We start from the raw sequence: 12,768 nt of genomic DNA, 5'->3' as shown, positions 1-12,768 counted from the left end.
ATCGGCATGTTGATCATGGCCTGGAACGTATGGATGACCATGCGCCCGGAGAAGAAGGACCTGACCCAAGCCAGCCAGGAAGCCAAACCGGTACAGGAGGCCTGAACCATGAGTCACGCCGTTGTTGAAAAGAACGTGACCCTGATGGCGATTCTGATCGCCGCGGTCATCAGCGTCGCCGGTCTGGTTCAGATCGTGCCGCTGTTCTTCATCACCGAGACCACGGAGCCGGCGGAAGGCATAGAGCCCCTGCCGGCGCTGGAATTTGCCGGCCGGGACATCTACATCCGGGAGGGCTGCCATGTCTGCCACTCCCAGATGATTCGTCCCTTCCGTGCGGAAACCGAACGCTACGGGCATTATTCGGTGGCCGGTGAATTCGTCTATGAACGCCCCTTCCTCTGGGGCTCCAAGCGGACCGGTCCCGATCTGGCGCGGGTCGGTGGCCTGTACTCGGATTACTGGCATTACGTCCATCTCATGAACCCTCGTGATGTGGTGCCGGAATCCAACATGCCGTCCTACCCCTGGCTGGCGGAACGGGAGCTGAATCCCGATACCGTTGCCCGACGCATGGTGGCTCAGATGGAACGCCTGAATGTGCCGTATACCTATCTGCAGATCGAAGAGCAGACCGAGGCTCTGGAGGGTAAAACCGAGATGGACGCCATCATCGCCTATCTGCAGAGCCTGGGCACGGCCCTGGAAAGGAACCGGTGATGAGCATGGAAACATTCTTCAGCTTCCTGACCCTCCTGCTGCTGCTGATCTTCATCGGCATCGTGGCCTGGGCCTACAGCAAGCGACGCAAGAAGGATTTCGAGGAAGCAGCCAACCTGCCACTGGAAGATGACAAGCCGGCTGAACGCCGCATGGGAGGAGGACGGGACCATGAGTAGCGCCTGGAGCTGGTATATCAGCATTATCGTGGTGGCCAACATCCTGGCCTGTGTCTGGCTGATCCGTTGGACCCAGAAAAAACGTCCCGGGGAAGCCAGACCGGATGAGACCACCGGCCATTCCTGGGACGGTCTGACCGAACTGAACCAGCCCATGCCCCGCTGGTGGCTGTGGCTGTTCTACGGGACCATCGTCTGGGGCCTGATCTATCTGGTTCTGTATCCCGGCCTGGGCGCCTTTCCCGGCCTGCTGGGCTGGTCCCAGTACAGTCAGTATGACGAGGAAGTGGAACAGATGGAGGCGGAAGTCGCGCCGTTGTTTGCCCGCTATGCGGAAATGGATTTCCTGGAGCTGGCTCGTCACGAAGAAGCCATGCAGACAGGACGCAGACTGTTCGCCAACAACTGCGCGGTCTGCCATGGCACCGATGGCGGCGGCCGGCCCGGCTTCCCGGATCTCACCGATGATGACTGGAAGTGGGGTGGCGACCCCGAGCAGGTGCATCACAGCATTCTGGAAGGACGGCAAGGCATCATGCCGCCCCTGGGTGATGCCCTGGGCGAAGACGGTGTGGAGGCAGTCACCGCCTATGTGTTTCACCTGAACGACCGGGATGCACCCGAAGAATTGGTGGAAGCGGGTCGAGGCCTGTTCAGCCAGCAGTGCGCCGCCTGTCACGGCCAGGATGGCAAAGGCAACCAGGCCATGGGCGCGCCCAATCTGACCAATGACACCTGGGTCTATGGCGGCAGCCGGGAGGCCATCGAACGCAGCATCCGTGAAGGCCGTGAAGCGGAGATGCCCGGGCAGGAAAATATCCTTGGCGCCGACCGCGTTCATCTGCTCACCGCCTATGTACTCAGTCTCTCCATGGATACGCGCGACAATGGAGCAGAGGCGCCCGATGGCGACGAATGAACCCAAAAAGGATCCCCGGCTGTTGAGATTGCTGGGCAGCACCCTCTGGCCATCCTTCCTGGTGGCGGGCATGGCCAGTGGGGTGTTCTTTGCCAGCATTGATCCCGAGGCCTTGCGGCTTGAGACACTCCCCGGAGTGGAAATCAGCCGCATGGCCGGCTACACCATTGGCTTTTTCATGTTCTGGCTGGTGGGCCTGGCCTCCAGCCTGCTCACCGTGCTGCTGCTTGGCTCTGTAGGGAGCCGGGGGCGTTAATCGGCATGGCTCAAAAGGATAAGCAGAATCAGGACAAGGGCCACTCATCCCATGAGATGTATGCTGCCCGCGAAAAAATTCACCCCCGTGAGGTGAAGGGAATCTTTCAGAATCTGCGGATTCTGAGTGTGATCGCTTTGCTGGGCATCTACTATGGCCTGCCCTGGCTTCAGTGGGGTGAACGCCAGGCGGTGCTGTTTGATCTTCCGGCCCGCCAGTTCCATGTCTTCGGTCTCACCTTCTGGCCTCAGGATTTCGTCTTCCTGGCGCTGCTGCTCATCATTGCCGCCCTGAGTCTGTTCTTCTTCACGGCACTGGCCGGACGCCTCTGGTGTGGATATGCCTGCCCCCAGACGGTGTGGACAGAACTCTTCATGTGGATCGAGCGGTGGACGGAAGGGCCGCGCCAGAAACGGATCAAGCTGGACCGCTCCCCCTGGAGCCGGGAAAAGATCCTTCGTCGGGGCAGCAAGCATCTGCTGTGGATATTGCTCGGTCTTTGGACCGGGCTGACTTTCGTCGGCTACTTCACTCCAATAAGCGAGCTGACCACTCGGGCGGCGGCCTTCGACCTGGGCCCCTGGGAGACTTTCTGGTCCCTGTTCTACGGTTTCGCCACCTGGGGCAATGCCGGCTTTCTGCGGGAACAGGTCTGCATTTACATGTGCCCCTATGCCCGCTTTCAGAGCGCCATGTTCGACCGCAACACGCTGATCATTTCCTATGATGAGGAAAGAGGTGAGCCGCGGGGCGGTCGCCCGCGTGGGATCGACCCGAAAGAAAAGGGGATGGGCGACTGCATTGATTGCAACCTTTGCGTTCAGGCCTGCCCCACCGGCATTGATATTCGCCAGGGCCTGCAATACGAGTGCATTGCCTGTGCCGCCTGCATTGATGCCTGCAATCAGGTCATGGACAAGATGGAATACCCGAGGGGCCTGATTCGATATACCACCGAGAATGCCCTGGAAGGCAATCCCTCGCGGGTACTGCGTCCCCGGGTTCTCATTTACGGCCTGCTCCTGTTGATCTTGATTGCAGGGGCCATCACCGGAATCAGCCTGCGCAGCGAGGTCAACATGGAAGTGCTGGCCGATCGCAATGTGATGTACCGTGAGGTGGATTTCCACACCGTGGAGAATGTCTACAGCCTGCGCATCCTCAACAAGTCAATGGAGGCGCGAAGCTTCCGTCTTGAGGTCAGCGGCCTCGACGACGTTGAAGTGTTGACACGACCGGAGGTCATCCAGCTGGGGCCCGGCGGCACCGACAACATCAATGCACGGGTCCGGGTTCCCCGGGACCAGGTCAGTGGTCCTGGCAATCCGATTGAATTTACCTTGGTGGCCGAGGACGATCCATCGGTCCAAAGTCGCAGCCGGGCCCGCTTCCATGGCCCCTCGCCCGAGTGAACGGAGGGTATGAGCATGAATGAAAAGATCTCGGCCGTACAGGCGGGTGACAAGGGACCGGCCTGGCGTCAATTCTGGTTCTGGTTTGTGCTGGCACCACCCATGGCATCCATTGTCATTGGCCTGAGTCTGGTTTACACGGCCGTCACCAAGGGCGACGACAAGGTCGTGGATAACTATTATCAGGCCGGCCGTGCCATTCACAAGGACTTCGCCCTGGAACGCCGGGCAAAGGAACTGGGTCTGGATGCCAGTTTCGTGGTGGACCGGGAAGACGGCAGCATCAGCGTTCATCTCCAGGGCGAAACGGAAGACATGGACAGCCTCCGCCTCTACCTGTCTCACGCCACCCATGCCCGTCGCGACCGGGAGTTGGTCCTGGAATCGGATGGCAGCGGACTGTTTCGGGGTCAGATCGGCAAGCCGGTGATCGGCCGACATTACGTCCGCCTGGAACCCAGTGATGGCGAATGGCGCCTGGCCGCCGCCCTGGACGTCAATCAGGATCAGCTGGACATCAATCCAGCCGCCAAGGCCGATGAAAACGGCGCCAGAGACGAGCACGACTGGGACTACTGATCGGTGAACACCGCAGTATCAAAAGCGCCCGTCTCTGATCGCGGCCATGATAAGGCAGCCGTGGACTGCTTTCACTGTGGCGAGGCCGTCCCGCCAGAGCTGGATCTCAAGGTGGAGGTTGACGGCAAGTCCCAGCCGGTTTGCTGTCACGGCTGCCAGGCCGTTGCCTCGCTGATTCTGGACTCGGGCCTGGATGCCTTCTATCGCTACCGCCCGGAACCCACCGGTCGCCCCGAAGAACAGCCCCTGGACAGCCAGGCCTTTGCCCGCTTCGACGAGGAAACCGTTCAGGCCGATTTCAGTCATCGCCATGAAGACGGCAGTCGGGAGGCGGCCCTGTTGGTGGACGGCCTCTACTGCGCCGCCTGTGGCTGGTTGATTGAACGCGGCCTGCAGGATGTGGAGGGGGTGGAGGAAATCCGCGTCAATCCGGCAACCGGCCGGGCCCTGCTGCGGTGGCAACCCGACAGAATACGCCTGAGCAGCCTCATGGCCCATATGAGCCGGCTGGGGTATCAACCCCACCCGGTATTGCCGGAGGCCGCTGATTCCCAGGCCATGAAAGAAAGACGATCAGCCCTGCGCCGGTTGATCGTGGCCGGCCTGGGCATGATGCAGGCCATGATGTTTGCCGTGGCCCTCTATGCCGGCCAGTTCCACGGCATGGAAGCCACCCATGAGCAGTTCCTGCGGGTGGTCAGCCTGCTGGTGGCGACCCCGGTGATTCTCTACGCCGGACTGCCCATCTTCATGGGCGCGATCCGGGATCTGCGCAATCTGGCCCCCGGCATGGATGTCCCCGTCTCCCTGGCCATCGGTACCGGCTACTTTGCCAGCGCCTGGGTGACCTTCTTCGGTGGCCCGGAAGTCTATTTCGACTCCGTGGCCATGTTTACCTTCTTCCTCCTGGTGGCGCGCTATGTGGAAATGGCCGCTCGCCACCGGGCCAATGCCACCACCGACGCCCTGGCCCGTCTGGTTCCCGATGTGGCCACCCGACTGAATGCCGACGGCGAAGAGGAACAGGTACCAGTACGGGACCTTGCAGTGGGTGACCGCCTCCTGGTCCGCCCCGGCAACGCCATTCCCGCCGACGGCACTGTTGAGGACGGTGAAACCCGAGTGGATGAATCCATGCTCACCGGCGAATCCCGCCCCCTCAGGCGGGGCGTGGGTGAACGGCTGGTGGGTGGCAGTCTCAATGTCTCCCAGCCCGTGATGATGCGCGTCAGCGAGACCGGCCAGGACACCACGGTCGCCCATATTGGCCGGCTGCTCCGCCGAGCCCAATCCGAACGCCCCGGCCTGACCCGCCTTGCCGACCGGGTCGCCCGGGTCTTCGTGACCCTGGTTCTGCTCGCCACGGCGGTGGTCTTTGCCATCTGGTGGCATGTGAATCCGGCGATGGCATTCCCCGTCACCCTGGCCATGCTCATTGCCACCTGCCCCTGCGCCCTGTCCCTGGCCACGCCCACCGCGCTGGCGGCCGGCACCAATCACATGGCCGGCAAGGGCCTGTTGGTAACCCAGGGAGATGCCCTGGAAACCCTCTCCCGGTGCAGCCACGTGATGCTGGACAAGACCGGCACCCTGACCCACGGTCAACTGCGCATCGTCGAGACCCGAGCGCTGGACGGCCGATCGAACAATGACTGCCTGGCCCTGGCCGCCGCACTGGAACAGCGGTCCGAGCATCCCCTGGCCCGTGCCTTCGACGGCCATGCCGGGAAATTCGAGGCCCAGGACGTGGAAAGCGTGCGCGGGCGGGGGGTGGAAGGGACCATCCAGGGACAGCGTTACCGCATTGGCCGTCCAGACTGGGTGGCCGCCCTCTCCGGCCGCCACGGCCTTAGTGCCGACGAGACGGAAGAGGCCTGGGTGGCCATGGGAAGTGAATCGGGGCCGGCGGCCCTGTTCCGCCTGGACGACCCATTGCGGCACGATGCCGCGGAGATCGTGGCCAGGCTTCAGACCATGGGCCTGAACGTGGAAATACTCAGTGGTGACGCCCCCGGACCGGTCGGGCGCGTGGCACGGGAAACCGGCGTGGAACACTGGCGGGCGCGGATGAGTCCCGAAGACAAGCTGGCCCATGTCCGTGAACTGCAGGCTCAGGGGGCAGTCGTCCTGATGGTGGGCGATGGCATCAATGATGCGCCGGTATTGGCTGGCGCCAACATCTCCGCCGCCCTCAACCGGGGGACCGCCCTGGCCCAGACCAGCGCCGGCATGATCGCCGTTGGCGATCGCCTGGGCAGCATCGCCGAGGGCGTGGCCGCCGCCCGCCGCACCCTGCGGGTGGTGCGTCAGAACCTGGGGATGTCCGCCACTTACAATGCCAGTATGCTGCCCCTGGCCGCACTGGGACTGGTGGCGCCCTATGTCGCCGCCGCGGGCATGACCTTGAGCTCGGTGGTGGTGGTGCTGAATGCGAGGCGGCTGGCAAAGAAGTAGCTGCGAGCTTCGAGCTGCGAGCTGAAAAGACAGAACCACGCCGTGCCGGTTTTTACGGTTCAGCTCGTAGCTCGTAGCTCGTAGCTCGAAGCTCAATAACTGGATGTTGAGGAAACCGTGAACATCATTTTTGTCTCCATCCCCATCGGCATCGTCCTCATCGGTCTGGCCATCGCTTTCTTTTTTTGGGCGGTGCGCAGCGGGCAGTATGACGACCTGGACAGCCCGGCCTATTCCATTCTGATGGACGAAGACCGGGAAGAGCGCCGGCGTCGGGAAGGCAAGCCGTCGGAGACGGAAGACCCGTCAGACCGGCCGGATCAGCAGCAACTGCCCTCGGAGGATGAGGATGGGCGCTGAAATCACCCTGCTGGCGGCATTCGTGGCCGGTCTGGCCGGCAGCGCCCACTGTCTCGGCATGTGTGGCGGTATTGCCGGTGCCCTGGGCATGGCGGGCGGGGCCGGCCAGGGCGGTCTGCGGCCCGGCATCAATGCCCTCGCCTACAATCTTGGCCGGATCGGCAGCTATGCCCTGATCGGTGCCCTGGCTGCGGGCCTTGTGGCTCTGGGCGGCGCCGCCCTCTCCCTGTCCCATTGGGGCGGCGCCCTGCGTCTGGCAACGGCGCTGATCCTGATTGCCATCGGTGTGCAACTGGCCTTCAACTGGGCCGGGCTGCGACGAATCGAAGCCCTGGGTGGCCGCGTCTGGCAACGGCTGGCGCCACTGGCAAGGCGCTTCATGCCACCCCGGACGCCCTTTCACGCCCTGGCCCTGGGTGCCCTCTGGGGCTGGCTACCCTGCGGCCTGGTCTACACCCTGGTCCTGGCCGCCGCCGTCTCGGGAAACCCGGCCACCGGTGCCGGCATCATGCTGGCCTTCGGCCTGGGCACCCTGCCGGCCATGACCGGCACCACCCTGCTCGGTCGACAATTCAGCCGCCTGCGCGGCCACCCGGCCTTCCGCCGGGGAGCAGGCGCGCTGATGATCATTTTCGGCCTCTGGACGGCGGTCATGCCCCTTGGTCACCTCAACCATGATCACGATCATCCGGACCACGGCCACGATCACATGGCGGTGCTGGTCGCCGATACTGGCCCCCGCGGCTGAAATAAACCCCTGTCTCCGTTAAAATTGGCGCCTTGCCTCTGGCTCCGGGCCTGCCCGGGGCATCCGCATCCTATCCAGCAAGGGGGTCGCATGGCCGAAGAGCGCGATGTAATGGAATATGACGTAGTCGTTGTCGGGGGTGGCCCCTCGGGCCTGGCCTTTGCCATCCGACTGCGTCAGCTCAATCCGGACAGCAGCATCTGCCTGCTGGAAAAAGGCGCTGAAATCGGCACCCACAGTCTCTCCGGCGCGGTCATGGAGCCCGGCCCCCTGGACACCCTGTGGCCGGAATGGCGGGACAATCCCCCCGAGGTCTGTGTGCCCGCCGGCAAGGACGAATTTCTTTTTCTGACCCGGGAAAAGCGCTATCGCCTGCCGACCCCGCCGCAGATGAAGAATCACGGCAATTTCATTATCTCCCTGGGCGCGCTCAACCGCCGTCTGGCGGAGAAGGCCGAGAGTCTTGAGATTGACGTCTTTCCCGGTTTCCCGGCCGCCGAGGCCCTGTTTGACGAGGACGGCCGTGTGAAGGGCGTGCGCTGCGGCGACATGGGCCTGGAGGCCGATGGCAGCCCTGGGCCCAATTATGCCCCCGGCGTTGATATCCATACCGGTCTGACCGTGCTGGCCGAAGGCTGCCGGGGGAATGTGTCCAAGACACTGATCCGGAAATTCGAGCTCGACAAGCAGGCCTCGCCCCAGACCTATGGCCTGGGCATGAAAGAGCTCTGGCAACTGCCGGAAGGCCGGGGCGAGCCCGGCAAGATCCAGCACAGCCAGGGCTGGCCGCTGGACCGCAAGACCTATGGCGGCTCCTTCGTCTATCACCTGGAAAACGATCAGGTCTACATCGGCTTCGTGGTCGGGCTCGATTATGAAGACCCCCACTTTTCCCCCTTCGAGGCCTTCCAGCAGTTCAAGCACCACCCGGAGATGAAAAAGCTACTCGAAGGCGGCGAGATCATCTCCGCCGGCGCCCGCAGTATTGTCGAAGGTGGCTGGCAGTCCCTGCCCAGCATGGACATGCCCGGCGCCCTGCTCATCGGCGACGCCGCCGGCACCCTGAACGTCCCCAAGATCAAGGGGATTCACCAGGCCATCCGCTCCGGCATGGAAGCGGCAGAACACTGGCATGAGAAGGGTGAAACCGTCGGCTTTGACGCGCGCTTCCGGGCCTCGGCCGCCGGCCGGGAATTGAAAAAGGTCCGCAATATCCGCCCCGGCTTCAACAAGGGTCTGTGGCGCGGCCTGTTCACCGCGGCGGTGGAAACCGCCACCCTGGGCAAGCTGCCCCGCACCCTGCCCAATCATGCCGACCATGCCGCCCTCAAGCGGCTGGACGAACAGGAAAAGCTGGAACGGCCCTGGGTGCAACGTGAACTGCCGCCCCGGGACCGCCTGGCTTCGGTGTTTCATGCGGCCACTGCCCACGATGAAAGCCAGCCGGTACACCTCAAGGTCCGCGATCCGGACATCTGCGTGACTCGCTGTGCCGAGGAGTTTGGCAACCCCTGCACCAAGTTCTGCCCGGCCAATGTCTATGAAATGGTCGAGGAAGACGGCCAAAAGCGCCTGCAGATCAACGCCGCCAACTGCGTCCACTGCAAGGCCTGCGACATCAAGGACCCCTATCAGATCATCGACTGGGTCACCCCCGAGGGCGGCTCGGGGCCGAATTATCAGAATTTGTGAGCGGCGGGCAGCGAGCTACGAGCTAAGGAAACTTGCCCGGCTGCATTGGACTAAAGGTCGATTTGGTTGGGCAGGACACTAAGGGATACTGGCTGCGTGGGGAATGACTCCCGGGCGGCCAAGCCGATTATCGAGCCAGGCAGAGCGGCATTAAGCGCTCGTAGCTCGTAGCTCGTAGCTCGCAGCTCCAAGCTCGAAGAATTTCTCAAACCTGGGAGACGACAATGAAAATCCTGGTTCCGATCAAGCGAACCATCGACTACAACATCAAGGCCAAGGTCACTCGTGATGGCAGTGGTGTGGTCACTGACGGGGTGAAGATGAGCATCAACCCCTTCGATGAGATCGCGCTGGAAGAGGCCATCCGCATCAAGGAGCGGGGCGAGGCCGAGGAGATCATCGCTGTCAGCATTGGTGTCAGTGGTGCTCAGCAGCAACTGCGTACGGCCCTGGCCATGGGCGCCGACCGGGCCATCCTGGTGGAAACCGAGGAGGCCACCCAGCCCCTGCATGCTGCGCGCATCCTGCTCAAGATCCGTGAGGAAGAAGGCACCGATCTGGTACTCATGGGCAAGCAGGCCATTGATGACGACGCCAACCAGACCGGTCAGATGCTGGCCGCACTCTGGGGCCGTCCCCAGGCCACCTTTACTTCCAAACTGACGTTTGAGGATGGCTGGCTCAAGGCAACCCGGGAAGTGGATGCCGGCCTTGAGACCATTGCAGTGGAACTGCCGGCGGTGGTGACCACCGATCTGCGGCTGAATGAGCCCCGCTTTGTAAAAATGCCGGACATCATGAAGGCCAAGCGCAAGCCCCTGGATCAGCGCAAGCTGGAAGAACTGGGCGTTGAGGCTCCCGCCAAGCTGGAAGTGGGTACCCATGAGCCACCCCCGGAACGCAAGGGTGGACACAAGGTGGAGTCCGTGGACGAACTGGTCGCCGAACTGAAAGAGCGGGGGGTGCTGTCATGAGCCGCACATTGCTGATTGCTGAACACGACGGGAAACAACTCAATCCTTCCACCGCCAAGGCCCTTACCGGCGCCCTCGCGGTGGGTCATCCGGTGGACATCGCCGTCTTTGCCGCTGATGCCGGCCCGGTTGCCGAGCAGGCCGCCAGCCTGGAAGGGGCCGACAAGGTGCTCAAGGTGGAACGGGCCGAAAACGAGCACCCCCTGGCCGCCACCCTAGCGCCCCAGATCGAGGCACTGGCAGCGGATTACAGCCATGTCTTCATGCCTTCCACCACCTTCGGCAAGGATGTGATGCCCCGGGCCGCGGCCCTGCTTGGCTCGCCCCAGGTCAGTGACATCATGGAAGTGCTGGATGCTCACAGCTTCAAGCGTCCGATCTATGCCAACAATGTGATTGTCACGGTCAAGGCGCCGAGCGATACCGTCGTCACCGGCACCATCCGCACCGCCTCATTCAAGGATGCCCCGGCCGGCGGCCAGGCCGAGATCACGGACAAGAGCCTGGATGTGGAATTGCCCGGCCATAGTCGCTTCGTGGAACTGGAAGTGCACAAGAGCGACCGCCCGGACCTGCAGTCCGCCCAGCGTGTGGTCTCCGGCGGCCGTGGCGTGGGCAACAAGGAGAACTTCGAGATCATCTACCGCATCGCCGACAAGCTCGGCGCCGGGGTGGGGGCTTCTCGTGCGGCGGTGGATGCCGGCTTTGTGCCCAATGACATGCAGGTGGGCCAGACCGGCAAGATTGTCGCTCCCGAGCTCTACATGTGTTTCGGCATCTCCGGCGCCATCCAGCACGTCACTGGCATCAAGGACGCCGGCACCATTGTGGCGGTGAACAAGGATCCCGATGCCCCCATCTTCGAGATTGCCGACATTGGCCTGGTGGGGGATCTGTTCGAGATCATTCCGGAACTGGAAGAAAAACTGGGCTAAAACCCTGCATTTGCAACGGCGATAAAGGAAGGCGACATGTCGGAACCGACACCTGTCTGGCAACCGAGTGAAGATCGTGCGGCCGAAACCAACATGGCCCGCTTCATGGACCACGTCCGCAATGAGTACGCGGGCGAGGTGGCCAACTATGCCGGTCTGCACCGGTGGTCGGTGGAGAACCCGGAGAAGTTCTGGCCAGCGGTCTGGGCCTTCTGCGGCATCAAGGCCTCCCAGCCCTGGGATAAGGTCTTCGAGCCGGGCGGCCATATGCTGGAATCCCGCTGGTTTCCCGGGGCAAGGCTGAATTTCGCCGAGAACCTGCTCCGCTTCCGGGATGACCAGACCGCCATCATCTTTCGCGATGAGCAGGGTCATCAGCGGTCATTGAGCTATCGGGAACTTCACGAGGAAGTTGCCAAACTGGCCAAGGGTCTCAAGGCGGCCGGTGTGGGTGTCGGTGACCGGGTGGCGGGTTACATGCCGCATATGCCCGAGACGATCATCGGCATGCTCGCCGCCACCAGCATCGGTGCCATCTGGTCTTCCTGCTCCCAGGACTTTGGCGTCAGCGGCCTGCAGGACCGCTTTGGCCAGATCGAGCCCAAGGTGCTAATCACCGCCGACGGTTACTGGTACAACGGCAAGGAGATCCATGCCCTGCCGAAGGTGCAGGAAGCCCTGAACGCCATGCCCTCCGTTGAGCACGTCGTGGTGGTACCCAATCTCTCCGACGCCCCGGATTTGTCTGGCCTGAAACAGGCCAGGCTGTTAAAGGACTTTGCCGCTGACGAGGGTGGCGAGATCGAGTTCGAACAACTGCCCTTCAATCATCCCGTCTACATCCTCTTTTCCTCCGGCACCACGGGCAAGCCCAAGTGCATTGTCCACGGTGCGGGCGGCACCCTGATTCAACATCTGAAGGAATTGGTGCTGCATACGGACCTCAAGCGGGAAGATCGCTTTTTCTACTTCACCACCTGTGGCTGGATGATGTGGAACTGGCTGGTCAGTGGCCTGGCAGTGGGCAGCACCGTGATCCTTTATGATGGCTCCCCCTTCCATCCCGGCCCCGAGAGCCTGTTGCGGTTGACCGAGGAGGAAGGCATTACCGTCTTTGGCGCCTCCGCCAAGTATTTCTCCGCCCTTGAAAAGGCAGGCGCGGAGCCGGCCCGTGACCATGACATGTCCAGCCTGAAGGCCATTCTGTCCACCGGCTCGCCCCTGCTGCCGGAGAACTACGACTATATCTATCAGCGGATCAACAACGATGTCTGCCTGGCATCCATTTCCGGCGGCACCGATATCGTTTCCTGCTTCGTTCTCGGCAACCCCATGCTTCCCGTCTACCGGGGCGAGATCCAGTGCCGAGGTCTCGGCATGGCGGTCAATGTCTTCGATGACGACGGCAAGCCGGTCAGCAATCAGAAAGGGGAGCTTGTCTGCACCCACTCCTTCCCCTCCATGCCGGTCTACTTCTGGAACGATGAAGGCAACAAGCGCTACTTCAATGCCTATTTCGACCGCTTCGACAATGTCTGGT

The 12,768-nt window shown here is 62.4% G+C and carries 13 protein-coding genes; all 13 read left to right on the top strand.

Features of this window, described 5'->3' with window-relative positions:
- Positions 1–108: 108 nt before the first annotated feature.
- Positions 109–720: a cytochrome-c oxidase, cbb3-type subunit II gene (gene ccoO / locus ACJWXQ_RS11715; RefSeq protein WP_346051937.1), complete on the top strand. Its 612-nt coding sequence runs from the start codon at positions 109–111 to the stop codon at positions 718–720.
- Positions 720–899 (top strand): cbb3-type cytochrome c oxidase subunit 3, encoded by a 180-nt coding sequence (locus ACJWXQ_RS11710; protein ID WP_346051935.1) that lies wholly within the window; start codon positions 720–722, stop codon positions 897–899. The genes ccoO and ACJWXQ_RS11710 overlap by 1 nt, the downstream gene beginning before the upstream one ends.
- Positions 892–1,818 (top strand): cytochrome-c oxidase, cbb3-type subunit III, encoded by a 927-nt coding sequence (gene ccoP / locus ACJWXQ_RS11705; protein ID WP_346051933.1) that lies wholly within the window; start codon positions 892–894, stop codon positions 1,816–1,818. The genes ACJWXQ_RS11710 and ccoP overlap by 8 nt, the downstream gene beginning before the upstream one ends.
- Positions 1,805–2,074, top strand: a complete 270-nt coding sequence (locus tag ACJWXQ_RS11700; RefSeq protein WP_346051931.1) for a hypothetical protein — start codon at positions 1,805–1,807, stop codon at positions 2,072–2,074. The genes ccoP and ACJWXQ_RS11700 overlap by 14 nt, the downstream gene beginning before the upstream one ends.
- 5 nt (positions 2,075–2,079) lie before the next feature.
- Positions 2,080–3,486, top strand: coding sequence for a cytochrome c oxidase accessory protein CcoG (gene ccoG / locus ACJWXQ_RS11695; protein ID WP_346051929.1), 1,407 nt, complete (start codon positions 2,080–2,082; stop codon positions 3,484–3,486).
- Positions 3,487–3,501: 15 nt separating this feature from the next.
- Complete coding sequence (locus ACJWXQ_RS11690) at positions 3,502–4,065, top strand: FixH family protein (RefSeq protein ID WP_406672866.1); 564 nt, start codon at positions 3,502–3,504, stop codon at positions 4,063–4,065.
- A 60-nt stretch (positions 4,066–4,125) separates the two neighbouring features.
- Positions 4,126–6,519 (top strand): heavy metal translocating P-type ATPase, encoded by a 2,394-nt coding sequence (locus ACJWXQ_RS11685; protein WP_346051925.1) that lies wholly within the window; start codon positions 4,126–4,128, stop codon positions 6,517–6,519.
- Between the two features lie 117 nt (positions 6,520–6,636).
- Positions 6,637–6,879: a cbb3-type cytochrome oxidase assembly protein CcoS gene (gene ccoS / locus ACJWXQ_RS11680; protein ID WP_346051924.1), complete on the top strand. Its 243-nt coding sequence runs from the start codon at positions 6,637–6,639 to the stop codon at positions 6,877–6,879.
- Complete coding sequence (locus ACJWXQ_RS11675; protein WP_346051922.1) at positions 6,869–7,627, top strand: sulfite exporter TauE/SafE family protein; 759 nt, start codon at positions 6,869–6,871, stop codon at positions 7,625–7,627. Before ccoS ends, ACJWXQ_RS11675 begins: the two co-directional genes overlap by 11 nt.
- 90 nt (positions 7,628–7,717) lie before the next feature.
- Positions 7,718–9,319: a 4Fe-4S dicluster domain-containing protein gene (locus tag ACJWXQ_RS11670; protein WP_406672865.1), complete on the top strand. Its 1,602-nt coding sequence runs from the start codon at positions 7,718–7,720 to the stop codon at positions 9,317–9,319.
- Positions 9,320–9,543: 224 nt separating this feature from the next.
- Entirely contained in the window at positions 9,544–10,293 is a 750-nt protein-coding gene (locus tag ACJWXQ_RS11665; RefSeq protein ID WP_346051919.1) for an electron transfer flavoprotein subunit beta/FixA family protein, read from the top strand.
- Complete coding sequence (locus ACJWXQ_RS11660; protein ID WP_346051917.1) at positions 10,290–11,228, top strand: FAD-binding protein; 939 nt, start codon at positions 10,290–10,292, stop codon at positions 11,226–11,228. The genes ACJWXQ_RS11665 and ACJWXQ_RS11660 overlap by 4 nt, the downstream gene beginning before the upstream one ends.
- 36 nt (positions 11,229–11,264) lie before the next feature.
- Positions 11,265–12,768, top strand: a 1,504-nt coding sequence (locus ACJWXQ_RS11655) for an acetoacetate--CoA ligase (RefSeq protein ID WP_406672864.1), incomplete at its 3' end; no start/stop codon positions are given.

The organism is Natronospira sp. (genome assembly GCF_007134575.1).
Taxonomy (GTDB): domain Bacteria; phylum Pseudomonadota; class Gammaproteobacteria; order Natronospirales; family Natronospiraceae; genus Natronospira; species Natronospira elongata.
Note: the sequence above shows the minus strand (reverse complement) of the source record. Positions and strands in the feature narration are given on the sequence as shown.

Coding starts and splice junctions, on each gene's coding strand:
- ccoO (WP_346051937.1), top strand. CDS start 109: ATGAGTCACGCCGTTGTTGAAAAGAACGTGACCCTGATGGCGATTCTG.
- ACJWXQ_RS11710 (WP_346051935.1), top strand. CDS start 720: ATGAGCATGGAAACATTCTTCAGCTTCCTGACCCTCCTGCTGCTGCTG.
- ccoP (WP_346051933.1), top strand. CDS start 892: ATGAGTAGCGCCTGGAGCTGGTATATCAGCATTATCGTGGTGGCCAAC.
- ACJWXQ_RS11700 (WP_346051931.1), top strand. CDS start 1,805: ATGGCGACGAATGAACCCAAAAAGGATCCCCGGCTGTTGAGATTGCTG.
- ccoG (WP_346051929.1), top strand. CDS start 2,080: ATGGCTCAAAAGGATAAGCAGAATCAGGACAAGGGCCACTCATCCCAT.
- ACJWXQ_RS11690 (WP_406672866.1), top strand. CDS start 3,502: ATGAATGAAAAGATCTCGGCCGTACAGGCGGGTGACAAGGGACCGGCC.
- ACJWXQ_RS11675 (WP_346051922.1), top strand. CDS start 6,869: ATGGGCGCTGAAATCACCCTGCTGGCGGCATTCGTGGCCGGTCTGGCC.
- ACJWXQ_RS11670 (WP_406672865.1), top strand. CDS start 7,718: ATGGCCGAAGAGCGCGATGTAATGGAATATGACGTAGTCGTTGTCGGG.
- ACJWXQ_RS11665 (WP_346051919.1), top strand. CDS start 9,544: ATGAAAATCCTGGTTCCGATCAAGCGAACCATCGACTACAACATCAAG.
- ACJWXQ_RS11660 (WP_346051917.1), top strand. CDS start 10,290: ATGAGCCGCACATTGCTGATTGCTGAACACGACGGGAAACAACTCAAT.